The sequence below is a fragment of the Streptomyces sp. SKN60 genome (assembly GCF_026236535.1).
Taxonomy (GTDB): domain Bacteria; phylum Actinomycetota; class Actinomycetes; order Streptomycetales; family Streptomycetaceae; genus Streptomyces.
The window spans coordinates 181,411-205,045 of the sequence record NZ_JAHTMW010000005.1 but is presented as its reverse complement, the minus strand read 5'-3'; the positions used below and the strand labels follow the sequence as shown (position 1 = coordinate 205,045).

24 protein-coding genes are annotated in these 23,635 nt (G+C 71.4%); 8 read left to right on the top strand and 16 right to left on the bottom strand.

Annotated elements, in window-relative coordinates; translation table 11 throughout:
• Positions 1-4: 4 nt before the first annotated feature.
• Genes KV205_RS10715 through KV205_RS10685 form a run of 7 tightly spaced genes read right to left on the bottom strand, consistent with a single transcriptional unit; the run spans position 5 to position 7,510 of the window.
• Positions 5-2,452, bottom strand: a complete 2,448-nt coding sequence (locus tag KV205_RS10715) for an NADH-quinone oxidoreductase subunit G (protein ID WP_265863910.1) — start codon at positions 2,450-2,452, stop codon at positions 5-7.
• Positions 2,449-3,798, bottom strand: coding sequence for an NADH-quinone oxidoreductase subunit NuoF (nuoF, locus tag KV205_RS10710; RefSeq protein WP_265863909.1), 1,350 nt, complete (start codon positions 3,796-3,798; stop codon positions 2,449-2,451). The genes KV205_RS10715 and nuoF overlap by 4 nt, the downstream gene beginning before the upstream one ends.
• Complete coding sequence (gene nuoE, locus KV205_RS10705) at positions 3,798-4,538, bottom strand: NADH-quinone oxidoreductase subunit NuoE (RefSeq protein WP_265863908.1); 741 nt, start codon at positions 4,536-4,538, stop codon at positions 3,798-3,800. Before nuoE ends, nuoF begins: the two co-directional genes overlap by 1 nt.
• Positions 4,535-5,854, bottom strand: coding sequence for an NADH-quinone oxidoreductase subunit D (locus tag KV205_RS10700; protein WP_265863907.1), 1,320 nt, complete (start codon positions 5,852-5,854; stop codon positions 4,535-4,537). Before KV205_RS10700 ends, nuoE begins: the two co-directional genes overlap by 4 nt.
• On the bottom strand, positions 5,851-6,582 hold the full coding sequence (locus tag KV205_RS10695; RefSeq protein ID WP_265863906.1) for an NADH-quinone oxidoreductase subunit C: 732 nt from the start codon (positions 6,580-6,582) through the stop codon (positions 5,851-5,853). Before KV205_RS10695 ends, KV205_RS10700 begins: the two co-directional genes overlap by 4 nt.
• The gene (locus KV205_RS10690) at positions 6,579-7,133 is read right to left on the bottom strand and encodes an NADH-quinone oxidoreductase subunit B family protein (protein WP_265863904.1); all 555 of its coding nucleotides are present in this window, start codon (positions 7,131-7,133) and stop codon (positions 6,579-6,581) included. Before KV205_RS10690 ends, KV205_RS10695 begins: the two co-directional genes overlap by 4 nt.
• A 17-nt stretch (positions 7,134-7,150) precedes the next feature.
• A complete protein-coding gene (locus KV205_RS10685; protein WP_030494815.1) occupies positions 7,151-7,510 on the bottom strand; it encodes an NADH-quinone oxidoreductase subunit A in 360 nt (119 codons plus the stop codon).
• 691 nt (positions 7,511-8,201) lie between these two features.
• On the opposite strand from KV205_RS10685, the gene KV205_RS10680 reads away from it, so the two are divergent.
• Positions 8,202-9,029: a C40 family peptidase gene (locus tag KV205_RS10680; protein WP_265863903.1), complete on the top strand. Its 828-nt coding sequence runs from the start codon at positions 8,202-8,204 to the stop codon at positions 9,027-9,029.
• 86 nt (positions 9,030-9,115) lie between these two features.
• Here the strand turns inward: KV205_RS10680 and KV205_RS10675 are convergent, their stop codons facing one another.
• Positions 9,116-10,063, bottom strand: a complete 948-nt coding sequence (locus KV205_RS10675) for an NAD(P)-binding domain-containing protein (protein ID WP_265863902.1) — start codon at positions 10,061-10,063, stop codon at positions 9,116-9,118.
• Positions 10,064-10,147: 84 nt separating this feature from the next.
• On the opposite strand from KV205_RS10675, the gene KV205_RS10670 reads away from it, so the two are divergent.
• On the top strand, positions 10,148-11,161 hold the full coding sequence (locus KV205_RS10670; RefSeq protein ID WP_265863901.1) for a helix-turn-helix domain-containing protein: 1,014 nt from the start codon (positions 10,148-10,150) through the stop codon (positions 11,159-11,161).
• Here the strand turns inward: KV205_RS10670 and KV205_RS10665 are convergent.
• The 4 genes from KV205_RS10665 to mqnC form a co-directional block, all read right to left on the bottom strand.
• Positions 11,127-12,413, bottom strand: a complete 1,287-nt coding sequence (locus tag KV205_RS10665) for a geranylgeranyl reductase family protein (RefSeq protein WP_265863900.1) — start codon at positions 12,411-12,413, stop codon at positions 11,127-11,129. The genes KV205_RS10670 and KV205_RS10665 overlap by 35 nt on opposite strands.
• Positions 12,414-12,641: 228 nt before the next feature.
• Positions 12,642-13,337, bottom strand: coding sequence for a demethylmenaquinone methyltransferase (locus KV205_RS10660; protein ID WP_265863899.1), 696 nt, complete (start codon positions 13,335-13,337; stop codon positions 12,642-12,644).
• A gap of 111 nt (positions 13,338-13,448) precedes the next feature.
• Complete coding sequence (locus KV205_RS10655; protein ID WP_265863898.1) at positions 13,449-14,048, bottom strand: hypothetical protein; 600 nt, start codon at positions 14,046-14,048, stop codon at positions 13,449-13,451.
• A gap of 15 nt (positions 14,049-14,063) precedes the next feature.
• Positions 14,064-15,278 (bottom strand): cyclic dehypoxanthinyl futalosine synthase, encoded by a 1,215-nt coding sequence (gene mqnC, locus KV205_RS10650; RefSeq protein WP_265863897.1) that lies wholly within the window; start codon positions 15,276-15,278, stop codon positions 14,064-14,066.
• Positions 15,279-15,459: 181 nt separating this feature from the next.
• Here mqnC and KV205_RS10645 point away from each other — a divergent pair, with 181 nt between their 5' ends.
• The gene (locus KV205_RS10645; protein WP_265863895.1) at positions 15,460-16,614 is read left to right on the top strand and encodes an esterase family protein; all 1,155 of its coding nucleotides are present in this window, start codon (positions 15,460-15,462) and stop codon (positions 16,612-16,614) included.
• A gap of 18 nt (positions 16,615-16,632) precedes the next feature.
• Here KV205_RS10645 and KV205_RS10640 read toward each other — a convergent pair whose 3' ends face one another.
• Positions 16,633-17,502 (bottom strand): menaquinone biosynthetic enzyme MqnA/MqnD family protein, encoded by an 870-nt coding sequence (locus KV205_RS10640; RefSeq protein ID WP_265863894.1) that lies wholly within the window; start codon positions 17,500-17,502, stop codon positions 16,633-16,635.
• A 260-nt stretch (positions 17,503-17,762) separates the two neighbouring features.
• On the opposite strand from KV205_RS10640, the gene KV205_RS10635 reads away from it, so the two are divergent.
• The 5 genes from KV205_RS10635 to KV205_RS10615 all read left to right on the top strand — a co-directional run bounded on the left by KV205_RS10635 (position 17,763) and on the right by KV205_RS10615 (position 21,395).
• The gene (locus tag KV205_RS10635; protein ID WP_046908818.1) at positions 17,763-17,966 is read left to right on the top strand and encodes a cold-shock protein; all 204 of its coding nucleotides are present in this window, start codon (positions 17,763-17,765) and stop codon (positions 17,964-17,966) included.
• Between the two features lie 128 nt (positions 17,967-18,094).
• Positions 18,095-18,517 (top strand): DUF1992 domain-containing protein, encoded by a 423-nt coding sequence (locus KV205_RS10630; protein ID WP_265863893.1) that lies wholly within the window; start codon positions 18,095-18,097, stop codon positions 18,515-18,517.
• Between the two features lie 122 nt (positions 18,518-18,639).
• A complete protein-coding gene (locus tag KV205_RS10625) occupies positions 18,640-20,538 on the top strand; it encodes a serine/threonine-protein kinase (protein ID WP_265863892.1) in 1,899 nt (632 codons plus the stop codon).
• A gap of 17 nt (positions 20,539-20,555) precedes the next feature.
• Complete coding sequence (locus tag KV205_RS10620; RefSeq protein WP_265863891.1) at positions 20,556-21,068, top strand: DUF664 domain-containing protein; 513 nt, start codon at positions 20,556-20,558, stop codon at positions 21,066-21,068.
• Positions 21,069-21,212: 144 nt separating this feature from the next.
• Complete coding sequence (locus KV205_RS10615) at positions 21,213-21,395, top strand: hypothetical protein (protein WP_265863890.1); 183 nt, start codon at positions 21,213-21,215, stop codon at positions 21,393-21,395.
• 100 nt (positions 21,396-21,495) lie between these two features.
• Here KV205_RS10615 and KV205_RS10610 read toward each other — a convergent pair whose 3' ends face one another.
• The 3 genes from KV205_RS10610 to KV205_RS10600 form a co-directional block, all read right to left on the bottom strand.
• Positions 21,496-21,753, bottom strand: coding sequence for a hypothetical protein (locus tag KV205_RS10610; protein WP_265863889.1), 258 nt, complete (start codon positions 21,751-21,753; stop codon positions 21,496-21,498).
• The gene (locus tag KV205_RS10605) at positions 21,750-22,622 is read right to left on the bottom strand and encodes an oxaloacetate decarboxylase (RefSeq protein WP_265864075.1); all 873 of its coding nucleotides are present in this window, start codon (positions 22,620-22,622) and stop codon (positions 21,750-21,752) included. The genes KV205_RS10610 and KV205_RS10605 overlap by 4 nt, the downstream gene beginning before the upstream one ends.
• Before the next feature lie 178 nt (positions 22,623-22,800).
• Positions 22,801-23,592: an alpha/beta fold hydrolase gene (locus tag KV205_RS10600; RefSeq protein ID WP_265863888.1), complete on the bottom strand. Its 792-nt coding sequence runs from the start codon at positions 23,590-23,592 to the stop codon at positions 22,801-22,803.
• Positions 23,593-23,635: the final 43 nt, after the last annotated feature.

Below are 23,635 nucleotides of genomic sequence, written 5' to 3'. Positions count from 1 at the left end.
GCGCTCATGACCGCACCTCCACCGCGTCCGTGGTGACCGCCGGGCCGATCCGGACCGGGTCGCCGGGGCGGGCGCCGGTGTCGGCGAGGACGCCGTGGCCCGTGGAGTTGAGCGGGAGCCAGACGACGCGGTCGGGCATCTCGGTGACGGCCAGCGGGAAGGTCACCGCGCCGGCCGGGCCGGTGACTTCGAGCTGGTCGCCGTCCTTGACGCCGGTGTCCTCGGCGGTCCGGGCGGAGAGCCGGGCGACGGCGGCGTGCCGGGTGGCGGCGAGGGCCTCGTCGCCCTCCTGGAGCCGGCCGAGGTCGAGCAGCAGCCGGTGGCCGGCGAGGACGGCCTCGCCGTCGCCGGGGCGGGCGGCGGCCTGGCCGGGCTCGGCGGGCTCGGTGGCCCGGTCGCCGGTCCAGCCGCCGAGCCGGTCCAGCTCGCCCCGGATCGACCGCAGGTCGGGCAGGCCCAGGTGGGCGTCCATGGCGTCGGCCAGCATGTGCAGGACCCGGGCGTCGGTCGGAGCCAGCGACCTGGTCATCTGCTCGGGCTTGAGCGCGGCCTCGAAGAGGCGGGCGCGGCCCTCCCAGTTGAGGAAGGTGCCGGGCTTCTCGGCGACCGCAGCGACCGGCAGGACCACGTCGGCCCGCTCGGTGACCGCGCCGGGGCGCAGCTCCAGGGAGACGACGAAGGCCGCGTCGAGCGCCTCACGCGCGCGTGCCGGGTCCGGCAGGTCGTCGACGTCGACGCCGCCGACGAGCAGTGCGGTGAGTTCGCCGGTGGCGGCGGCCTCGACGATCTGGCCGGTGTCGCGGCCGTAGCCGTGCGGGAGTTCGCGTACGCCCCAGACGGCGGCGACCTCCTCACGCGCGCGTGGATCGGTCGCGGGCCGTCCGCCGGGCAGCAGGGCCGGGATGGCGCCCGCCTCGACGGCGCCCCGCTCACCGGCCCGGCGCGGGATCCACACCAGCTCGGCGCCGGTGGCGGTGGCGGCCCGTACGGCCGCGGTGAGCGCGCCGGGCACTCCCGCGAGCCGCTCGCCGACGGCGATCACGGCGCCGTCCTCGCGCAGCGCCTCGGCGGCGGCCAGGCCGTCCTCGGAGAGGCCGACCCGGGAGGTGAGGGCGTCGAGCCACTCGGTCTCGGTGCCGGGCGCGGCCGGAAGGAGCGTGCCGCCCGCCTTCTCCAGGCCGCGGGTGGCGTGCGAGGCGACCGCGTAGGTCCGCTGGCCCTTCTTCCGCCAGGACTTGCGGAGCTTCAGGAAGACGCCGGGCGCCTCCTCCTCGGACTCCAGACCGACCAGGAGCACCGCCGGGGCGGCCTCCAGGGACCGGTACGTGACCCCGCTCCCGTCCAGGTCGCGGCCCCGCCCGGCGATGACGGAGGCCAGGAAGTCGGCCTCCTCGCCGGAGTGGACACGGGCCCGGAAGTCGACGTCGTTGGTGTCGAGGGCGACCCGGGCGAACTTGGCGTACGCGTAGGAGTCCTCGACCGTGAGCCGTCCGCCGCTCAGGACGCCGGTGCGCCCGCGGACGAGCCCGCGCGCGGCGGTCTCCAGGGCCTCGGGCCAGGACGCGGTCTCCAGCTGACCGGTCTCCGGGTTGCGGACCAGCGGCGTGCTGAGCCGGTCGCGCTGCTGCGCGTACCGGAACGCGAACCGCCCCTTGTCACAGATCCACTCCTCGTTGACCTCGGGGTCCTCGGCCGCGAGCCGCCGCATGACCTTGCCGCGCCGGTGGTCGGTGCGGGTCGCGCAGCCGCCCGCGCAGTGCTCGCAGACGCTCGGCGACGACACCAGGTCGAAGGGCCGGGAGCGGAAGCGGTACGCCGCCGACGTCAGGGCCCCGACGGGGCAGATCTGGATGGTGTTGCCGGAGAAGTACGACTCGAAGGGGTCGCTGTTGCCGATGCCGACCTGCTGGAGCGCACCTCGTTCGAGCAGCTCGATCATCGGGTCGCCGGCGACCTGCTGGGAGAAGCGGGTGCAGCGCGCGCACAGCACGCACCGCTCGCGGTCGAGCAGCACCTGCGGGGAGAGCGGGATCGGCTTCTCGAAGGTGCGCTTCTTGCCCTCGAAGCGGGTCTCGGCCTGCCCGTGGGACATGGCCTGGTTCTGCAGCGGGCACTCGCCGCCCTTGTCGCAGACCGGGCAGTCCAGCGGGTGGTTGATGAGCAGCAGCTCCATCACCCCGTGCTGGGCCTTCTCGGCGACCGGCGACGTCAGCTGCGACTTGACCACCATGCCGTCGGTGCAGGTGATGGTGCAGGAGGCCATCGGCTTGCGCTGGCCCTCGACCTCGACGATGCACTGGCGGCAGGCACCGGCCGGGTCGAGCAGCGGGTGGTCGCAGAAGCGCGGGATCTCGATGCCGAGCTGCTCGGCGGCCCGGATGACCAGCGTCCCCTTGGGGACGGAGATCTCGATGCCGTCGATGGTCAGCGTGACCGCATCCTGGTCTGTCATGCGTTCACCTCCCGGTGCTTGTCCGCCCAGGCGGTGGACTTGGCGGGGTCGAAGGGGCAGCCCTTGCCCGTGATGTGCTGCTCGTACTCCTCGCGGAAGTACTTGAGCGAGGAGAAGATCGGCGAGGCGGCGCCGTCGCCGAGGGCGCAGAAGGACTTGCCGTTGATGTTGTCGGCGATGTCGTTCAGCTTGTCGAGGTCGGCCATGACGCCCTTGCCGGCCTCGATGTCGCGGAGCAACTGGACCAGCCAGTAGGTGCCTTCGCGGCAGGGCGTGCACTTGCCGCAGGACTCGTGGGCGTAGAACTCGGTCCAGCGGGTGACGGCGCGGACCACGCAGGTGGTCTCGTCGAAGCACTGCAGCGCCTTGGTGCCGAGCATGGAGCCGGCGGCGCCGACGCCCTCGTAGTCGAGCGGGACGTCGAGGTGCTCGTCGGTGAACATCGGGGTGGACGAGCCGCCCGGGGTCCAGAACTTCAGCCGGTGCCCGGGCCGCATCCCGCCGCTCATGTCGAGCAGCTGGCGCAGGGTGATGCCGAGCGGGGCCTCGTACTGGCCGGGCGAGGCGACGTGCCCGCTGAGCGAGTAGAGCGTGAAGCCCGGGGACTTCTCGCTGCCCATCGAGGTGAACCAGTCCTTGCCGCGGTTCAGGATCGCGGGAACCGAGGCGATGGATTCGACGTTGTTCACCACAGTGGGGCACGCGTACAGACCGGCGACCGCGGGGAAGGGGGGTCGCAGCCGGGGCTGGCCGCGGCGCCCTTCGAGCGAGTCGAGCAGGGCGGTCTCCTCACCGCAGATGTACGCGCCGGCGCCCGCGTGCACGGTGAGCTCGACGTCCAGGCCGCTGCCCTGGATGTTCTTGCCGAGGTAGCCCGCCTCGTACGCCTCCCGCACGGCCTCGTGCAGGCGGCGCAGTACGGGGACGACCTCGCCGCGCAGATAGATGAAGGCGTGGCTGGAGCGGATCGCGTAGCAGGCGATCACGATGCCCTCGATGAGGGAGTGCGGGTTGGCGAAGAGCAGCGGGATGTCCTTGCAGGTGCCCGGCTCGGACTCGTCGGCGTTGACGACGAGGTAGTGCGGCTTGCCGTCGCCCTGCGGGATGAACTGCCACTTCATGCCCGTCGGGAAGCCGGCGCCGCCGCGTCCGCGCAGACCGGAGTCCTTCACGTACGCGATGAGGTCGTCGGGCGACATCGCCAGGGCCTTGCGCAGGCCCTCGTAGCCCTCGTGCCGGCGGTAGGTCTCCAGGGTCCAGGAGTTCGGCTGGTCCCAGAAGGCCGACAGGACGGGTGAGAGCAGTTTCTCGGGGCTGCTGTTGTTGATCTCGGCCGCCAAGGTCATCACTCCCCCTCCTCACTGGCTGCCTCGCCGCGCGGATGGACGATTCGGGTGTGCGGGGCCTCGCCCTTGGCGAGGCGGAGGCCGACCAGGGAGGCCGGTCCGGCGCCGCCGGAGGCCTCGACGGCGCCTTCGCGCTCGTCGGGGAAGCCGGCCAGGATGCGGGCGGTCTCCTTGAAGGTGCACAGGGGCGCGCCGCGGGTGGGCGAGACGGGCCGCCCGGCGACCAGGTCGTCGACGAGCCGCTTGGCGGACTCGGGCGTCTGGTTGTCGAAGAACTCCCAGTTGACCATCACGACGGGCGCGAAGTCGCAGGCCGCGTTGCACTCGATGTGTTCGAGGGTGACCTTGCCGTCCGCGGTCGTCTCGTCGTTGCCGACCCCGAGGTGCTCCTTGAGCTCCTCGAAGATGGCGTCGCCGCCCATGACCGCGCAGAGCGTGTTGGTGCAGACGCCGACCTGGTAGTCGCCGGACGGCTTGCGCCGGTACATGGTGTAGAAGGTGGCGACGGCGGTGACCTCGGCGGTGGTGAGGTCCAGCATGTCGGCGCAGAACCGCATGCCCGTACGGGTCACATGGCCCTCCTCCGACTGCACGAGGTGCAGCATCGGCAGGAGCGCGGAGCGGGACCCCGGGTAGCGGGCGATGATCGCCTTCGCGTCCTCCTCCAGGCGGGCGCGGACCTCGGCCGGGTACTCGGGGGCGGGCAGCTGGGGCATCCCGAGACTGACGTTCTCCGTCATCGGTCGACGCCTCCCATCACGGGGTCGATGGAGGCGACGGCGACGATGACGTCGGCGACCTGGCCGCCTTCGCACATCGCGGCCATGGCCTGCAGGTTGGTGAACGACGGATCGCGGAAGTGGACCCGGTACGGGCGGGTGCCGCCGTCGGAGACGACATGGACGCCGAGCTCGCCCTTGGGGGATTCGACGGCCGCGTAGGCCTGCCCGGCGGGGACCCGGAAGCCCTCGGTGACCAGCTTGAAGTGGTGGATCAGGGCCTCCATGGAGGTGCCCATGATCTTCTTGATGTGGTCGAGGGAGTTGCCGAGGCCGTCGGGGCCGAGGGCCAGCTGGGCGGGCCAGGCGATCTTCTTGTCGCCGACCATGACCGGGCCTGGCGCCAGGCGGTCCAGGCACTGCTCGACGATCCGCAGCGACTGGCGCATCTCCTCCAGGCGGACGAGGAAGCGCCCGTAGGCGTCGCAGCTGTCGGCGGTCGGGATCTCGAACTCGTAGTTCTCGTAGCCGCAGTACGGGTCGGTCTTGCGCAGGTCGTGCGGGAGGCCCGCGGAGCGCAGGATCGGCCCGGTGGCGCCGAGCGCCATGCAGCCGGTGAGGTCGAGGTAGCCGACGTCCTGCATGCGGGCCTTGAAGATGGGGTTGCCGGTGGCGAGCTTGTCGTACTCCGGCAGGTTCTTCTTCATAGTCTTCACGAACTCGCGCACGGCGTCGACGGCGCCCGGCGGGAGGTCCTGGGCGAGGCCGCCGGGGCGGATGAACGCGTGGTTCATGCGCAGGCCGGTGATCAGCTCGTACAGGTCCAGGATCATCTCGCGGTCCCGGAAGCCGTAGATCATGATCGTGGTGGCGCCGAGCTCCATGCCGCCGGTGGCGATGGCGACCAGGTGCGAGGAGAGCCGGTTGAGCTCCATGAGGAGCACCCGGATGACGCTCGCCCGGTCCGGGATGTCGTCGGTGATGCCGAGCAGCTTCTCCACGCCGAGGCAGTACGCCGTCTCGTTGTAGAACGAGGTGAGGTAGTCCATCCGCGTGACGAGGGTGGTGCCCTGCGTCCAGGTGCGGAACTCGGCGTTCTTCTCGATGCCGGTGTGGAGGTAGCCGATGCCGCAGCGGGCCTCGGTGACGGTCTCGCCGTCGATCTCCAGGATGAGCCGGAGCACGCCGTGGGTGGACGGGTGCTGGGGGCCCATGTTGACGACGATGCGCTCGTCGTCGGCCTTGGCGGCGGACCGGACCACCTCGTCCCAGTCGCCGCCGGTGACGGTGTAGACGCTGCCCTCGGTCGTTTCGCGGGGGTTCGATGCGGTGTTCACGAGTACGACCTCCGCTGGTCCGGAGCCGGGATCTGGGCGCCCTTGTACTCGACGGCGATGCCGCCGAGGGGGTAGTCCTTGCGCTGCGGGTGGCCCTGCCAGTCGTCCGGCATCATGATCCGGGTGAGGGCGGGGTGGCCGTCGAAGACGATGCCGAAGAAGTCGTACGTCTCGCGCTCGTGCCAGTCGTTGGTCGGATAGACCGGGACCAGCGACGGGATGCGCGGCTCGGCGTCGGGCGCCGAGACCTCCAGGCGGATCAGCCGGCCGTGGGTGAGCGAGCGCAGGTGGTAGACCGCGTGCAGCTCGCGGCCCTTGTCGCCCGGGTAGTGGACGCCGGAGACGCCGGTGCAGAGCTCGAAGCGCAGGGCGGGGTCGTCGCGCAGGGTGCGGGCGACCCGGACGAGGTGCTCGCGGGCGATGTGGAAGGTGAGCTCGCCGCGGTCGACGACGGTCTTCTCGATGGCGTTCCCGGGGACCAGACCCTGCTCCTCCAGGGCGCCCTCCAGCTCGTCGGCGACCTCGTCGAACCAGCCGCCGTACGGGCGGGTGGCCTCGCCGGGGAGCCGGATCGAGCGGACCAGGCCGCCGTAGCCGGAGGTGTCGCCGCCGTTGTTGGCGCCGAACATGCCGCGCTGGACGCGGACCTCCTCGCCGTGCTCCCCGCGCTGGCCCGGCAGGTTCTGGGCGCTGAGCTCCTTCTCGGGGTTCGGTGTCTCGTCGCTCACCGGAGCAGACCCTTCATCTCGATCGTGGGCAGCGCCTTGAGCGCCGCCTCCTCCGCCTCGCGGGCCGCTTCCTTCGCGTTCACGCCGAGCTTGGAGCCCTGGATCTTCTGGTGGAGCTTGAGGATCGCGTCCATCAGCATCTCGGGGCGGGGCGGACAACCGGGCAGATAGATGTCGACCGGGACGATGTGGTCCACACCCTGCACAATGGCGTAATTGTTGAACATTCCGCCCGACGAGGCGCAAACGCCCATCGAGATGACCCACTTGGGGTTCGGCATCTGGTCGTAGACCTGCCGCAGGACGGGCGCCATCTTCTGGCTCACCCGGCCGGCCACGATCATCAGATCGGCCTGGCGCGGCGAGCCGCGGAAGACCTCCATGCCGAACCGCGCCAGGTCGTAGCGGCCGGCGCCGGTCGTCATCATCTCGATGGCGCAGCAGGCGAGGCCGAAGGTCGCGGGGAAGACGGAGGCCTTCCGGACCCAGCCCGCGGCCTGTTCGACGGTCGTCAGCAGAAAGCCGCTCGGCAGCTTCTCTTCGAGTCCCATGGGTACCCCTCAGCCCCTCAGTCCCATTCCAGGCCGCCGCGCCGCCACACGTACGCGTAGGCGACGAAGACGGTGAGCACGAAGAGCAGCATCTCCACGAGCCCGAAAAGCCCCAGGGCGTCGAAGGTGACGGCCCAGGGGTAGAGGAAGACGATCTCGATGTCGAAGACGATGAAGAGCATCGCCGTCAGGTAGTACTTGATCGGGAAGCGACCGCCCCCGGCCGGCGTCGGGGTGGGCTCGATGCCGCACTCGTACGCCTCAAGTTTTGCCCGGTTGTACCTCTTTGGCCCGATAAGCGTGGCCATGACCACGGAGAAGATCGCAAACCCCGCTCCCAGGGCACCGAGCACGAGGATGGGCGCGTACGCATTCACGCTCCTCGCTCCTTCCAGTCGTCCTTGACCGTTGGACCGCACCGTCGGATCCGCGAGGCCCTCACCGAGTCGCTGAAGATCGCTCCCATGTGAGGCAGTTCACAAGCCCGACGTCCGCGTATCTTAAGCCCGCCTCTCTGTGATCTGCGACACGGGGTACGCCAAGGACTTTGTGATCTCCACCACCTGACGAACGATCATGAAGTCGGATGAGCGGTGATCTTGCCACTCGAAGCGCCCAGGTGATCACCAGATGTGACATCCACACCGGAAATCGCTGGTCGGAGGGGTGTTGCACTACCAAGCGTTGGGACCTACAAGCAAATTGGCGATGGAACGCGAGCGAGTGATAAAGGATCCGGCCGTCGCCCGGTCGAGGGGTCGCGCGGACACGGGTGGACACGTGCACGCGTTCACGAGCGGGACCGTGACCCGAATGTGACCTGTGCCACACCGTCCCGCCCGCCGGAAGAACAGGGCTTGGCCATGGACGTGAAGAGGTGGTAAGTGGCGGGCAATTCGGACCTTTCCTCGAAAACCCGTGATCAAGGCCCCAATGAGCTGCGCCCGATTTGCCCGTTACGGCGTCAATAAGGGCGCACAAGAAGCGGATTCGGCGGTTCCGAACGTAACTGTGGCGCAACCCACGTTTCTTGAAGGGAACCCTGAAGCCCTGATAGCGGTTGTTCCCATGTCCCAGACCGCTCCCATACGTAGCCACCGGAAGCCCCGCCAGAGCGCCTCGAAGCTCGCGCTCCGCGCCGGAGTTGCCGGTGGCGTCCTCAGCACCATCGCGGTGGCCGGCGCCGCCGGCCCCGCGAACGCCGAGCCGCTGACCGAGAAGACCCTCGAGATGCCCACCCTGGGCTCCCTCGACGCCGACCTCGCCAGCGCCGTCTCCGCCTCCGCCGAGGCGAGCCAGCAGGAGGCGCTGGACCAGAGCCTCGCGGCCCAGGAGGACGCGGCGCTGAAGAAGGCCGCCAAGGACGCCAAGAAGGCCAAGGCGGAGGCCGACCGCAAGGCCGAGGCGGAGAAGGCCGAGAAGGCCCGCGCCGAGGCCCAGGAGCGCGCTTCCCGCGCTTCGGCCCGAACCACGCTGTCGGCGAAGTCGTCGTCCTCCTCGGACTCCGTGGGCAGCTCCTCCAGCAGCTCGCAGGTCGCCACCGGCTCCGCCGCCGCGATCGTGGCCTTCGCCAAGGCCCAGGTCGGCGACGCCTACGTCTCCGGCGGCACCGGCCCCAACTCCTGGGACTGCTCCGGCCTCGTCCAGGCCGCCTACCGCCAGGCCGGCATCGACCTGCCGCGCATCTCGTACGACCAGTCGAGCATGGGCACGTCGGTCTCCCTGAGCAACCTGCAGCCGGGCGACATCCTCTACTGGGGCTCGCGCAGCGGCTCGTACCACGTCGCGATCTACGTCGGCGGCGGCAAGTACGTCGGCGCGCAGAACCCGTCGACCGGTGTCGTCGAGCGCGACCTGGACTGGGACCCGCCGTCGGGCGCCGTGCGCATCCTCTGATCGCACCCCGCGTACGCGGAAGGGCCGTCACTCCTCGGGGGAGCGACGGCCCTTCGCCGTTTGTACCGTATGGGCGTTCTTGAGGATTACTTCCGGAATGCCTCGATGATCCGGGCGTACGAGTCGGCGCCGTGTCCGGCCGCCACCGCCTCCTTCATCATCGCCAGGTGCAGTTCCGGCAGACGGTTGTCCACGCCGCGGGTCTCGGCCGCGTGGAGGAGGTGTCCGACGGCCGCGACCTGGATGTCGATGGTGGCGTCGTCGCCCGGGTACTCCCCCGTGTCGATCTGGCCGGCGTAGGCGCTGAGGAACCAGGCGACCGTGCGCAGCCAGCGCACCGCGATCGCCGTGAAGTCCTCGGCCCGCACCCCGTCGGCCCCGGTGAGCGCGGCGGCGTGGAGCCAGCCGCCGAAGACCGACCACATGAGGCCGAGCAGGCCCGCGTCGTACAGCGAGGCGAGCCCCGCGTCCGGGCCCAGGTCCACCGGGTCGCCGAGGACGGCGAGCGCCGGGCGGTGGGTGGCGAGGAGCTCCGGGGCGCCCGCGTAAAGGATCATGCTGGCGCTGTCGCCGATGCCGGGCGGGGTGGTCATGATGCCGCCGTCGAGGTAGCCGATGCCGTGCCCGGCGGCCCACTCGGCCTCGGCGCGGGCCTGCTCGGGCGAGCCCGAGGTGAGGTTGACCAGCGTCTTGCCGCGCAGGGCGGCGGCGACCGGGTCGAGCAGCTCGCGGACGGCGGGGTAGTCGAGGACGCAGACCACGACGAGCTCGCTCGCCGCGACCGCCTCGGCGACGGTCTCGGCGCGGCGGGCGCCGCGGGCGACGAGGGGTTCGGCCTTCCCGGGGCTGCGGTTGAAGACGGTGGTGGGGTGGCCGGCGTCGAGGAAGGCGGCGGCGAGGGCCGTGCCCATCCGGCCGAGCCCGATGACGGTGACGTTCTGCTTGTCGCCGGCGTTGCTGTGGGTGCTGTGGGTGCTGTGGGTGCTGTGGGTGCTGTGGGTGCCGTGGTTGCTGTGGGTGTTCGTGGTGGTCATGGCTCCACGCTCGCAGTGGCCGGATCCCGCCGACAGGAGCAGGACTGACGCCCGGCGCACGATTCCTGCCATAGGCTCGCGGCTATGAAGGCAACCGGCACCGGAGTCGTCGCCGTCGCCCTCGTACCCGACGAGCAGGGCCGCGTCTCCCCGTACGACCTGTACGAACTCTCCACCGTGGGCATGGTGTTCGGGATGCCGCACACCGATCTGGCCGACCCCTGGTACGAGCTCCGGGTCTGCGGCGGCCCGGCCCCGCACGCCACCCACGGCCTGGACGGCCTCTCGGGCGCGGACACCGTGATCGTGCCGTCGGTGCCGGACGCGGTGGTCGAGGGCCGCCAGGAGCTGTCCGCCGGGCTGCTCGGCGCGCTGAGCGCGGCGGCGGACGCCGGGGCGCGGATGGTGTCGATGTGCAGCGGCGCCTTCGCGCTGGCCGCGGCCGGGCTCCTGGACGGGCGCCGGGCCACCCTCCATCACGCGTATGGGGCCGAACTCGCCGCCCGGCACCCGCGGGTCACCGTCGACACCGACGTCCTCTTCACGGACGAGGGGACGGTGCTCACCGGCGCGGGCGCCGCTGCCGGCCTGGACCTGTGCCTGCATCTCGTACGGAAGGACCTGGGCGCGGCGGTCGCGGGCGCGCTCGCGAGCCGGCTCGTCGTCCCGGCGCAACGGGCGGGCGACCGGCCGCAGTTGGTCGAGGCGCCGCTGCCGGCGGAGCCGGCCGACCCGTTCGGGCCGGCGCTGCAGTGGGCCGTGGAGCACCTCCACGAGCCGCTGACGGTCGAGGAGTTGGCCCGCCGGGCGCGGATGAGCGCGCGCACCTTCCACCGCAGGGTGCGCGAGGCGCACGGCACCACGCCGCTGCGGTGGCTGCTCGACCAGCGGGTGGCGCGGGCGCAGACGCTCCTGGAGTCCACCGATCTGCCGGTGGAGCGGATCGGCGAGGCGAGCGGGCTCGGCTCGGCGGCGAACCTGCGCCGTCACTTCACCCGGGCGGTCGGGGTCTCCCCGACCGCCTACCGGACCGCCTACCGGGCCCGCTTCACCGGTGCGGCGCTCAGGCCTTCGGGGCCACCTTCGACAGGCCGTTGATGATCCGGTCCATGGCGTCGCCGCCCGTCGGGTCGGTGAGGTTGGCCAGCATCTTCAGGGTGAACTTCATGAGCAGCGGGTGGGTCAGACCGCGCTGCGTCGCGATCTTCATGATCTTCGGGTTGCCGATGAGCTTCACGAAGGCGCGGCCGAGGGTGTAGTAGCCGCCGTAGGTGTCCTTGAGGATCTGCGGGTAGTTCCGCAGGGCGAGTTCACGCTGGGCGGGGGTGGCGCGGGCGTGCGCCTGGACGATGACGTCGGCGGCGATCTGGCCGGATTCCATCGCGTAGGCGATGCCCTCGCCGTTGAACGGGTTGACCAGGCCGCCGGCGTCGCCGACGAGCAGCAGGCCCTTGGTGTAGTGCGGCTGCCGGTTGAAGGCCATCGGCAGGGCCGCGCCGCGGATCGGCGTGGTCATGTTGTCCGGCGTGAAGCCCCAGTCCTCCGGCATGGAGGCGCACCATGCCTTGAGGACCTCGCGCCAGTCCAGCTCGCGGAAGGCCTTCGAGGAGTCGAGGATGCCGAGGCCGACGTTGGAGGTGCCGTCGCCCATGCCGAAGATCCAGCCGTAGCCGGGCAGCAGCCGGTCCTGCGGGCCGCGCCGGTCCCACAGCTCCAGCCAGGACTCCAGGTAGTCGTCCTGGTGCCGCGGCGTCGTGAAGTACGTGCGGACGGCGACGCCCATCGGCCGGTCCTCGCGCCGGTGCAGGCCCATCGCGAGGGAGAGGCGGGTGGAGTTGCCGTCGGCGGCGACGACGAGCGGCGCGTGGAAGGTGACCTCGCGCTTCTCCTCGCCGAGCTTGGCGTGCACGCCGGTGATCCGGCCGGTGCGGTCGTCGATGACCGGCGCGCCGACGTTGCAGCGCTCGTAGAGCCGGGCGCCCGCCTTCTGCGCCTGGCGGGCCAGCATCTCGTCGAAGTCGTCGCGCTTGCGGACGAGTCCGTAGTCCGGGTAGGAGGCGAGATCCGGCCAGTCCAGCTGGAGCCGCACGCCGCCGCCGATGATCCGCAGGCCCTTGTTGCGCAGCCAGCCGGCCTCTTCGGAGATGTCGATGCCCATCGACACCAGCTGCTTGGTGGCCCGCGGGGTGAGCCCGTCGCCGCAGACCTTCTCGCGCGGGAACGCGGTCTTCTCCAGGAGCAGGACGTCGAGCCCGGCCTTGGCCAGGTAGTACGCGGTGGTCGAACCGGCCGGGCCGGCCCCGACGACGATCACGTCCGCGCTGTGCTCGGAGAGGGTCTGCTCGGTCACGGCGGGGTCTCCCGAAGACTCGACGGTAGGGGGGCGGTAGGACGTACCGGGGCAGTCTATGGGGGCCCGTAACCCGCTGTCGGGAGGGCCACCCCACCGGCACGACCGTGCGCACCCCGCCGACGGACACCGAGAACGGCGTGAAGGTGCACCGCAAGGTGGCCGACGCGGTGTACACGGGGGTCGGCGGCTACGGGATGTACATCAAGCCGTAAGCAGGGGGAAGCGCTAGGACTGCTTGAAACCCCGGTGCATCGCCACGATGCCGCCCGTCAGGTTCCGCCAGGCCACCCGCTCCCAGCCGGCCTTCCGCATCGTGGACGCGAGGGCCGGCTGGTCGGGCCAGGACTGGATGGACTCGGCGAGGTAGACGTACGCGTCGGGGTTGGACGACACCGCGCGCGCGATCGGCGGCAGCGCGCGCATCAGGTACTCCTCGTAGACCGTGCGGAACGGGCGCCAGGTGGCGTGCGAGAACTCGCAGATGACGACCCGGCCGCCGGGCTTCGTCACCCGGTACAGCTCGCGCAGCGCCTGGTCGGTGTCCTGGATGTTGCGCAGGCCGAAGGAGATGGTGACGGCGTCGAAGACGTCGTCCTTGAAGGGCAGCTTCGTGCCGTCGCCGGCCGTGAACGGCATCCACGGGTGGTTCTTCTTGCCGACCCGCAGCATGCCGAGCGAGAAGTCGCAGGGCACGACATAGGCCCCGGCGCGCGCGAAGGGCTGCGAGGAGGTGGCGGTGCCGGCGGCCAGGTCCAGGATCTTCTGCGCGGGGCGCGCGTCGACCGCCTTGGCGACCTCCTTGCGCCAGCGCCGGTCCTGGCCGAGCGACAGCACGTCGTTGGTGAGGTCGTAGTTCGCCGCGACGTCGTCGAACATCGAGGCGACCTCGTGCGGCTGCTTGTCCAGGGTTGCGCGGGTCACTGGCGTTCGCCTCACCTTGTGTCGTACGGCCGGAGCGCGCGGAGCGCGTCCGGATGACGTTACGCCCGCATTGTCGCAGGGCACTTCGGACGGAGGAGTCGGCGGGCCCGGTCAGCGGGCCCGGTACACGAGCCGTCCGCCCAGGACCGTCGCCACGCAGGTGGCCGGGCCCCGGCGGACCAGGTCCGCGCGGTCCCGCACGTCGAAGACGGCGAAGCGGGCGGGGCCGCCCGCCGCCAGGGCGGGAAGCAGCACGAGGGGGGCCGGCGTCAGGGACGGCGGGCCCGGGAGGTTCGGCGGGCGCTGCCCGACGGCGAGCCCGGCCCGCCGCACCGCGTCCTGGGCGGCCCGCCCGCGCAGCTCGCCGCCGATCGCGACGGTGCCGTGCGCGAGGAGCCGCTGCACCCCGCGCCGGGCGCTGGCGCCGAGCCGTACCGGGTCGGTGCGGAAGATCTCCCGCGCCCGCTCCCCGACGATCGGCTCGGTGCCGTACGTGTCGGCCTCGCGCGGATCCGGGTGGTAGGTCCCTTCGAGCAGCTCGGGGCCGTACGGGTTGAGCAGTCCGGGCGTCAGGATGCCGGGCCACAGGCGCAGCCGCGCGTCCTGGTGGGCGGCGGCCAGCTCCTCGTACGGGCCGACGGCCGCGAGGAGGGCCCCGTCGACGAGGACGGCGGTCTCGGGCGAGGCCTCGGCGGCGTGCAGGGTGAGCACGTGGGTCCCCAGGCCTCAGTTGGCGTCGAGGAGCTTCAGCTCCGGGTGCGCCGTGCCGCCCTCGATCGCGATCGAGGAGATGTGCGAGACCACCCGCTCGTCGACCGGGTCGTTCGCCGGGTCCTCGTGGACGACGAGGTGCTCGTAGGTCGTCGAGCGCTGCGCCGGCACCCGGCCCGCCTTGCGGATCAGGTCGATGATCTCCAGGCGGTTGGAGCGGTGCTTGGCGCCGGCCGAGGAGACCACGTTCTCCTCCAGCATGATCGAGCCGAGGTCGTCCGCGCCGTAGTGCAGCGACAGCTGGCCGACCTCCTTGCCGGTGGTGAGCCAGGAGCCCTGGATGTGCGCCACGTTGTCGAGGAAGAGGCGGGCGATCGCGATCATCCGCAGGTACTCGAAGAGGGTGGCCTGGGTCCGCCCCTTCAGGTGGTTGTTCTCCGGCTGGTACGTGTAGGGGATGAAGGCCCGGAAGCCGCCCGTCCGGTCCTGCACGTCACGGATCATCCGCAGGTGCTCGATGCGCTCGGCGTTGGTCTCGCCGGTGCCCATCAGCATGGTGGAGGTCGACTCGACGCCCAGGCCGTGGGCGATCTCCATGATCTCCAGCCAGCGCTCGCCGCTCTCCTTCAGCGGGGCGATCGCCTTGCGCGGCCGCTCCGGGAGCAGCTCGGCGCCGGCGCCCGCGAAGGAGTCCAGACCGGCCTGGTGGATCCGGGTGATGGCCTCCTCGACGGAGACCTTGGAGATCCGGGCCATGTGCTCGACCTCGGACGCGCCGAGGGAGTGGATGACCAGCTCCGGGAACTCCTTCTTGATGGCCGAGAAGTGTTCCTCGTAGTACTCCACGCCGTAGTCGGGGTGGTGGCCGCCCTGGAACATGATCTGGGTGCCGCCGAGCTCCACGGTCTCCGCGCAGCGGCGCAGGATGTCGTCGAGGTCGCGGGTCCAGCCCTTCTTGGTGTCCTTCGGCGCCGCGTAGAACGCGCAGAACTTGCACGCCGTCACACAGACGTTCGTGTAGTTGATGTTGCGCTCGATGATGTACGTCGCGATGTGCTCGGTCCCCGCGTAGCGCCGGCGGCGCACCGCGTCGGCGGCGGCGCCGAGCGCGTGCAGCGGCGCCGAGCGGTAGAGGTCGAGCGCCTCCTCGGGGGTGATCCGGCCACCCGCGGCGGCGCGGTCGAGAACGGCTGTGACATCAAAAGACGTGAGATCGGCCTTCTCGGTCACCGGGTGTGTCCCTTTCGGAGGGGGTTCGGACGCGTACTTCGGGCGTGCTGATCGGACCCGGCCAGCCTACGCCAGGGCCCTCCGGCGGATTCGTGCCGGTCCCGAGCCAACCGAACCGCCGCCGCGGCCCTCTCCTTCTCCGGAATCCTCCGTATCGCCCGAATCGCACCCGGAGCACGTCATGACACGTCGTCGCCGCCCGACCCGGACCCTCGCGGCCTTCGTCGCGCTCGGTTCCTCCCTCGCGCTGGTCACCGGCTGCGCCTCCTCCGACGAGGGCGATCCGGTCTCGTTCGACACGCCCCGGAGCACCCGTCATCCGCAGCAGCAGGCCGCCCAGCAGCAGCACGGGAAGGGCGGCGCGGGCCACGGGAAGGGCACCGGGCACGACGGCAAGGGCACGCCGACGGGGCACCCGGACAGCGGCGGCAAGCCGGGCGGGGGCGTGCCCGAGACCGTCTTCCCGACCGGCCCGAAGGCCTCCTTCACGGTCCAGCGCGACCTCGACGACGGCACCAAGATCGGGGTGACCGAACTCCAGGGCGAGAAGTCGGGATTCACCGGGCGGGTGTGGGTGTGGGCACCCAAACAGTATTTCGACCCGGCCTACGCGGAGACCGGCTTCCCGGTCCTCATCACCCTGCCCGGCGGAAAGGGCTACCCGACGAATTACTGGACGGGCAAGGGCATCGACTTGCCGGGCCACATCAACGAGTGGGTCGAGGAGGGAAAGAGCCTTCCGTTCATCGTCGTGATGCCCGTGCTCAACCCGGACGCCAACTTCTACTACGACGGAAGCGATATTCCGGGCCATCCGAAAATCGGCAGCTGGCTGACCGAGGACGTGCCGGATTTCGTCCGGGCCAATTTCCGCACCTTCGCCTCCCGGGACGGCTGGGCCTTCATGGGTTCGTCCTCGGGCGGCTTCGTCGGCCTCAAGTCGGTGCTGCAGAAGCCGGACCGGTTCAAGGCCGTGATCGCCTCCGGGCCGGACCTCGTGCCCGACTCGCCGCTGTGGAAGGGGCACGAGCGCGAGCGGCAGGCCAACAACCCGGAGCGGATGGCCGCCGCGCTCGGCCGGAAGCCCGACACGCCCGGCAACCAGGTGTACGTCGCCTTCCAGATCGGCACCAAGGAAGTGGGTGTGGCGAAGAAGGTGCGGGCCTTCATGCGCACGTACACCAAGGGCCCGCTCAAGACCCGGCTCCAGGTCATCCAGGACGGCGAGCACAACGCGCGCTCGTACATGCGGGGCATGGACGAGGGCACGATGGCGTGGCTGAGCGCGCACCTGCAGGGCCCGGTGCCGATGGAGACACCGGAATCCGCGTCGTAACGACTCCTGCAGAGGGGCTTACGCGCGCGGGGCGAGGAGCTCCACGCGTACGTCCGGCGGGAAGCCGGTCGTCGGACCGGTCCGGCGGGCGAACTCCCGCACGCCGGCGAGCTGCTCGGGCCCGAAGCGGAAGTCGAGCGTCCGGAAGTACCGCTCCAGCAGCTCCGCGTCGAAGGACTCCCAGCGCGCCGCCTGCTCGGCCACCTTGGTGACCTCCTCAAGCGACAGGTCGCGCGAGGCCAGGAACGCCCGGTGCACATCGCGGACGACCTCGGGCTCGCGGGCCAGGAAGTCCTTGCGGACCGCCCACACCGCGAAGACGAACGGCAGGCCCGTCCACTCCTTCCACATCAGGCCCAGGTCGTGGACCTGGAGCCCGAGCCGCGGCGCGTCGTGCAGCGAGGCCCGCAGCGCGGCGTCGCCGATCAGCACCGCCGCCTCCGCCTCCTGCATCATCAGCCCCAGGTCGGGCGGGCAGGTGAAGTAGTCGGGCGCCACTCCGTACGACTCCGCGAGCAGCAGCTGCGCCAGCCGCACGGAGGTGCGCGAGGTGGAGCCGAGCGCGACCCGCGCGCCGTCCAGCTCCGCCAGCGGCCGCTGGGAGACGATCACGCACGACATGACGGGCCCGTCGCAGCCGACGGCGATGTCCGGCAGCGCGACCAGCTCGTCCGCATGCCGGAGGTATTCGACGAGGGTGATCGGGCCGATGTCGAGGTCGCCGCGGACCAGCCGCTCGCTGAGCTTCTCCGGGGTGTCCTTCGTCAGCTCCAGGTCGAGCAGCGTTCCCGTGCGGGCCAGGCCCCAATAGAGGGGCAGGCAGTTCAGGAACTGGATGTGGCCGACCCGGGGCCGGCTCCGCTGGTGGTCATCGGTTGCATTGTCCACATCGCGAGGCTAGACCCGTCTCGTACGGTGGACATCGCCGGGGCCGGGCCGGGCGCGCCGCCCCGCCGTCAAACATGTGAGTGACGTGATCTTTCCCTCTACCGCTTCGCGCACGCTGCGTGCTACGCTCGACGCAAGTTGCAGTTTGGTTTCCCTTGCAGTACAGAGCCTGCGGAGCATGTGACCCGCAGGCTTTTGTAGTTTTCAGACTTGGTTGCAGGTTCTGGAGCAGGGCGACCCTTTGGCCCATAGGAGGGCTCATGGCTACCGGAACCGTGAAGTGGTTCAACGCTGAAAAGGGCTTCGGCTTCATTGCCCAGGAAGGCGGCGGCCCGGATGTCTTCGTCCACTACTCCGCGATCAACGCCTCTGGCTTCCGCTCCCTCGAGGAGAACCAGCAGGTGAACTTCGACGTCACGCAGGGCCCGAAGGGCCCGCAGGCGGAGAACGTCACCCCGGTCTAAGTGACCCCGGGGTCGACGATCGCGATCCTCTAGAGCTGTACCCAAGGAGCTCCGCTCCGTGCGCGCGACGCGCACGAGCGGGGCTCCTGCCCGTTTCCGGGTCGCACACCGGGTCGTACGCTGGACGCATGACCGAACGGAAACCGCCCGGAGTCAGCTTCGAGTCATTCGTCGACAAGCAGATCCGCGAGGCCGCCGAGCGCGGGGACTTCGCCCGCCTGGAGGGCTTCGGCAAGCCCCTCGGCGACGACACCGCGCCGTACGACGAGCTGTGGTGGATCAAGCGCAAGATGCACCGCGAGGGCATGGCCGCGCTGCCGCCCGCCCTGGCCCTGCGCAAGGAGGCCGAGGACGCGGCCGAGGCGGCCCGGGCCGCCGGCTCCGAGTCCCAGCTCCGCCGGATCCTCGGCGAGATCAACACCAAGATCGCCGAAGCCCTGTTCCGCCCGCCGGCCGGCCCGCCGCTGAACCTGCGCCCGTTCGACGTGGAGGCGGCGGTCGAGGAGTGGCGAAAAGCCCACCCCGAGCGAAAGGCGCACCCCGGGCGATAGCGGGACAGCGCCCGGCCGGCCCGTCCGGAACCGGCATCCCTTCCTCGTGAGCCCTCATCTACCCTGAGGCGCGTTCGACTTGACCATGCATCAGGTGTGACGACCAGGGGGACCGGACCGGCATGAGCGGCGAGAGCGAGCGCAAAAACGGGAGCGGGAGCGGGGACGCGGGCGGCAGCGGGATGGAGCCGCTGCGGGCCGGTGATCCGCGGGTCATCGGGCCGTACCGGCTGCTCGGGCGGCTCGGGTCCGGCGGGATGGGGCGGGTGTATCTGGCGCGCTCCGGGGGCGGGCGGACCGTCGCGGTCAAGGTCGTGCACGCCGAGCACGCGCAGGACCCGCAGTTCCGGGCCCGGTTCCGCCGGGAGATCGCGTCCGTACGGAAGGTCGGCGAGCACTACACCGCGCCCGTCCTGGACGCCGACCCCGAGGCGGACCGGCCCTGGGTGGCCACCGGCTTCGTGCCCGGGCCGTCCCTGGAGCAGGTGGTCCGGGAGCACGGGCCGCTGCCCGCCGACTCGGTCCTGGCGCTCGCGCTGGGCCTGCTGCGGGCCCTCCAGGGCATCCACGGCGCCGGGATCCTGCACCGGGACCTCAAGCCGTCCAACGTGATGCTCACCGTCGAGGGCCCCAAGGTGATCGACTTCGGCATCGCGCGGGCCCTGGAGCCCTCCGTCGAATCACTCCTGACCAGCACCGGCATGGTCGTCGGCTCGCCCGGCTTCATGGCCCCCGAGCAGGTCCGCGGCGAGTCCCTGGGCCCGGCGGCCGACGTCTTCGCGCTCGGCTGCGTGCTGATGTACGCGGTGACCGGGCGGCTGCCGTTCGGGCACGGCGCCAGCAACCAGCACGCGATCATGTTCCGGATCGTGGAGGCCGAGCCGGAGCTCGACCGGGTGGAGTCCGAGGCGCTGCGCGCCTTCCTCGCCCGCTGTCTGATCAAGGACCCCGCCGAGCGCCCCGGCATCGCCGCGCTCCTCGCCGACCCCGCCCTCCCGGGCGAGGAGTCCGGGCGCGGCCCGGTGGCGGGCGGGGCGTGGCTGCCGCCCGAGCTGGTGGCCCGGCTCGCCCGGCAGGCGGCCCGGCTGCTTGACGTCGAGGCGCTGTCGGAGGAGCTGGAGCGGGAGGCGGAGACCGAGGCGGAGACCACTGACACGGGGACGGTCGGGCTGCGCCCGAAGGCCCCGGGGGCCGGGGACACCCCGGACGCGGTGGGCGCGGTAGGCGCGACCCCGGTCACCGTGCGCCGCGAGCCGCGCCGTGCCTCCCGGATCTGGACGATCGTCGCGGCCGTCTTCGTCGTCCTGGGCATCAGCGGCACCGTCGTGAAGCTCATCGACGACAACGCCCGCCAGCGCGACCTCCAGGGCGCCCCCGCCCCCCCCGGCGGCAGCCCGGGCGCCCCGGGTACCTCGTCCGGCGCCCAGAGCTCCGCCCCGCCCGCGACCACGACCGCCGGCCCCACGTCCGCTCCCCCGCCCGGCACCGCCACCGTGCCCCCGGGCGGGCAGCAGCCGGGGCAGGTCCCGCCCCCGGCCGGTTCCTCCGGGGGCTCCTCCGGGGGCTCCGCCGGCGGGGGTACGCAGCCCAGGCCGCCCGCGACCACCACCACGGCCGCGCCGAAGCCCGCGCCGGCCCCGGCGCCCGCGAAGACCACCGCGCCGAGCAGCACCGGCCAGGTCCCGTCGGGCTTCGTCGGCACCTGGACGTACACGAGCGCGTACAACATCGGCCAGCCCAAGACCGTCTACCTGTACCGCGTCGCTCCCGGCCAGATCGCCGCCCGGATGATCACCGAGATCAACGGCGCCCACTGCGAGCACGTGGCCAAGCTGGTCTCGGTCACCGACGGCGGCAAGCGCGTCAACCTGGGCAGCGCCATCCTCGACCAGGCCAGGTCCAGCGGCTACCCGTCCTGCACGAACGGCGACGCGTCCGCGTTCGTCCTCGCCGTGCCGACCGGGCTCACCCACGACGTCGGCCCGGCCCACGGCGAGGGCTACCACTACGAGCGGGCCTGAGCGCGTACCGTGACGCCATGAAGAGCGCCGAGCTTCTGACCGATGCGTTCGGCCGGGTCCAGGAGGCCGTGCACCAGGCCGTCGAGGGACTGTCGGACGACGAGCTGACCGCCCGTGTCGACCCCGACGCCAACTCGATCGCCTGGCTGGTCTGGCATCTGACGCGGATTCAGGACGACCACGTGGCCGACGCGTTCGGCACGGAGCAGATCTGGACCTCGGACGGCTTCTCCGGCCGCTTCGGCCTCCCCTTCCCGGAGGACGCCACCGGCTTCGGCCACAGCAGCGCCCAGGTCGCCGCCGTCCGCGCCCCCGCCGACCTGCTCCTCGCCTACTACGACGCGGTGCACGCCCGCACCCTCTCCCACCTCGGCTCCCTCACCGACGCCGATCTCGACCGCGTGGTCGACACCCGCTGGACCCCGCACGTCACCCTCGGTGTCCGGCTCGTCAGCGTCATCGCCGAGGACAACCAGCACGCGGGGCAGGCGGCGTACGCACGGGGCGTCGTCGAGCGGACGGCGGGCTAGGGCCTGTCCGGTGGATCAGGGTCGGGCAGGCCCTGGACACCCCCCTGGGGGCGCGCCCGGGGCGCTCGGGCGGGCCGCGGGCGCCTCTCGCTCTCCTGCGGTAACGCTGCGTGACCGCCGGGCCGGCCGGGTCGTTCCCCGGGCATGAACCTCACCACCACGTCCCGCGGCCTCGTCGCCGCCCTCGCCCTGACCGCCGGGCTGCTCGCCTTCGGCGGCACGGCCACGGCGTACGCCGCCACCACCGCCACCGCCGTCGTCCTGGAGGACGGGCCGGAGCCCGTCGAGCTCAACGAGCTGGGCCTGCCGGACCTCCTGGACGACTGACGGGCGACTGACGGGCGACTGACGGGCGACCGACGGAACCAGCGCGAAACGGCCGGACACCACGAGGGCGGTGTCCGGCCGTTCTCGTATGTCCGAGGGGCTAGGCGTCGTCGGGGGCGCCGATGCGGCCGACCAGGGCCTGGACGGCCTCGACCGCGCTGCCGTCGTGGTCACTGCCGGCCGTGCCGCTGCTGCCGTACTGGACGTTGGCCGCGCGGTCGATCTCCACGAACGCGTCCGTCTCGTTCTGCGAGTGGGAGTTGTCGATCACGGTGACGAGGCTGCCGCTCGCGGCGGCGGGCGCCGCGCCGGCGGCCAGCAGGGCGGCCGCGAGCCCCAGGGCCTTCAGCCGGATCACGCGCCCACCCGCTCACGGTCCCCGTGGTGCTCGTGGTGGCGGGTGATGTTGCGCTCCAGGAGGCGGGTGGAGGCGGCCACGCCGACGCCGCGGTCCGGGTCGAAGGAGGGCAACCGGCCGTCCGCCGACCTGAGTTCGGCCAGCGCCGAGTCCATCGCCTGGTGCGCGGCGAAGAGACACGGCGTGCTGTAGATCGCCACGTCGACGCCGAGCTCGGAGAGTTCGGAGAGCGAGAGGCGCGGCGACTTGCCGCCCGCGATCTGGTTGAAGAGCAGCGGCTTGCCGTCGACCACGTCACGGATCCGCCGGATCCACTCGACGCTCCGCACCCCGTCCACGAGCACGACGTCGGCGTCCGTCGCCGCCAGGCACTTCGCGCGCCGCAGGATGTCGTCCTCGTCCGTCGCGTCCGTCCGCGCCACGACCACCATGTCCCGCCGGGTCTGCAGCACCATCTCCAGCTTCGCCAGGTACTCGTCGAGCGGCAGCACCTGCTTGCCGTCCGCGTGCCCGCACCGCCGCGGCCGCTTCTGGTCCTCCAGGATCACCCCGGAGGCCCCGATCCGCTCCAGGCCCTCCACGACGTGACAGGCGACCTCGGGGTCGACGTAGCCGTCGTCGATGTCCACCAGGAGGTGGTGCCGCGGGAACGCGCCGCGCAGCCGCTGCACGAAGGCGACCATGTCCGGCCATGCGATGAACCCGATGTCCGGAAGGCCGTAGTACGAGGCGGCGAAGCCGAAGCCGGACACGAACATGCCGTCGTAGTGCTCGGCCGCGACGGACGCCGAGTACATGTCGTAGACCCCGATGAGCGGGGTGGTGCCGGGCGCGGCGATCCGCGCCCTGAGCTCGTTGCCGTAACCGATGTGAACCACTGGCTGACTCCTCCGAAGCTTCTGACGTGTCGTCGACACGCTGGCTCTTTGCCAAAACCAGATGCTTTCGGGAGGAGCCGGAGAAAATCCCGTGAGGAGCGCTTTACTCACTCTCCAGGCGGACGGCTTTCACCTGCGGAATCGTCACCGCGTGCGTCCGGCCCGCCCGTCACAGGAACGACCGCACCACCGGCACGAGCAGCGGCGAGAACATCAGGTCGTAGTGCGTGGCCCCCGGGATCACGGCGAGGCGGGACGCGGGCCGGTCGGCGCCGTCCCAGCCCGGGTCCCTGTGGCCGCCGCCGAGCAGCCCGTAGAACTCCACCATGTGCACCGGGCTGATCCCGTCCGCGTCGGCGAAGACGAGCAGCACGGGTGCGGTGACCGCGCTCAGCTCCTCGGTCCAGTCGTAGTCGCGGCGGTTCATCGACGCGACCTTGTCGACGAACACCGGCCAGTCCTCCGGCCGCGGCGCGAGCCGCTCGTACAGCTCGTACATCGGCGACTGCTTCAGCGCGTCAGCCGCGCCCTCGTGCATCGCGTCCATCTGCGCCCGCACGCCCGGGAACCACCCCTCGCGCCGTGCCGGCATCGACACCAGCACCACCCGGTGCACCAGATCCGGGTGCTGCACCGCGAGCCGGGCGGCGGTCCCGGCCCCGAGGGAGTAGCCGAGGACGTCGACGGCGGGCAGCCCGAGCTCCTTCACGAGCCCGGCCACGTCGTCGGCCATCGCCTCCATCGACATCGGCCGGCCGACGACGTCCGGCGTCCGCCCGTGCGCCTGCAGATCGACGGTGATCACCCGGCGCCCCTCGCCGAGCCCGGCGGCCAGCAGCGGCTGGAACATCTCCCCGGCGCCGAAGCCGCCGTGGAGCAGGACGAGCGGCGGAACGGTGTCCTCGCTCGCGCCGTGCTCCTCGAAGTACAGGGACATTCCGTTGACTTCGGCGTAGGGCATCTCTTCGTCTCCTCCGTGCTGCTGCCGGCTTGGCTTGGCTTGG

Bases quoted from the DNA above. Each gene is read 5' to 3' on its own strand.
- KV205_RS10715 (WP_265863910.1), bottom strand. From the start codon at position 2,452: ATGACAGACCAGGATGCGGTCACGCTGACCATCGACGGCATCGAGATC.
- nuoF (WP_265863909.1), bottom strand. From the start codon at position 3,798: ATGACCTTGGCGGCCGAGATCAACAACAGCAGCCCCGAGAAACTGCTC.
- nuoE (WP_265863908.1), bottom strand. From the start codon at position 4,538: ATGACGGAGAACGTCAGTCTCGGGATGCCCCAGCTGCCCGCCCCCGAG.
- KV205_RS10690 (WP_265863904.1), bottom strand. From the start codon at position 7,133: ATGGGACTCGAAGAGAAGCTGCCGAGCGGCTTTCTGCTGACGACCGTC.
- KV205_RS10680 (WP_265863903.1), top strand. From the start codon at position 8,202: ATGTCCCAGACCGCTCCCATACGTAGCCACCGGAAGCCCCGCCAGAGC.
- KV205_RS10675 (WP_265863902.1), bottom strand. From the start codon at position 10,063: ATGACCACCACGAACACCCACAGCAACCACGGCACCCACAGCACCCAC.
- KV205_RS10670 (WP_265863901.1), top strand. From the start codon at position 10,148: ATGAAGGCAACCGGCACCGGAGTCGTCGCCGTCGCCCTCGTACCCGAC.
- KV205_RS10645 (WP_265863895.1), top strand. From the start codon at position 15,460: ATGACACGTCGTCGCCGCCCGACCCGGACCCTCGCGGCCTTCGTCGCG.
- KV205_RS10635 (WP_046908818.1), top strand. From the start codon at position 17,763: ATGGCTACCGGAACCGTGAAGTGGTTCAACGCTGAAAAGGGCTTCGGC.
- KV205_RS10630 (WP_265863893.1), top strand. From the start codon at position 18,095: ATGACCGAACGGAAACCGCCCGGAGTCAGCTTCGAGTCATTCGTCGAC.
- KV205_RS10625 (WP_265863892.1), top strand. From the start codon at position 18,640: ATGAGCGGCGAGAGCGAGCGCAAAAACGGGAGCGGGAGCGGGGACGCG.
- KV205_RS10620 (WP_265863891.1), top strand. From the start codon at position 20,556: ATGAAGAGCGCCGAGCTTCTGACCGATGCGTTCGGCCGGGTCCAGGAG.
- KV205_RS10615 (WP_265863890.1), top strand. From the start codon at position 21,213: ATGAACCTCACCACCACGTCCCGCGGCCTCGTCGCCGCCCTCGCCCTG.
- KV205_RS10600 (WP_265863888.1), bottom strand. From the start codon at position 23,592: ATGCCCTACGCCGAAGTCAACGGAATGTCCCTGTACTTCGAGGAGCAC.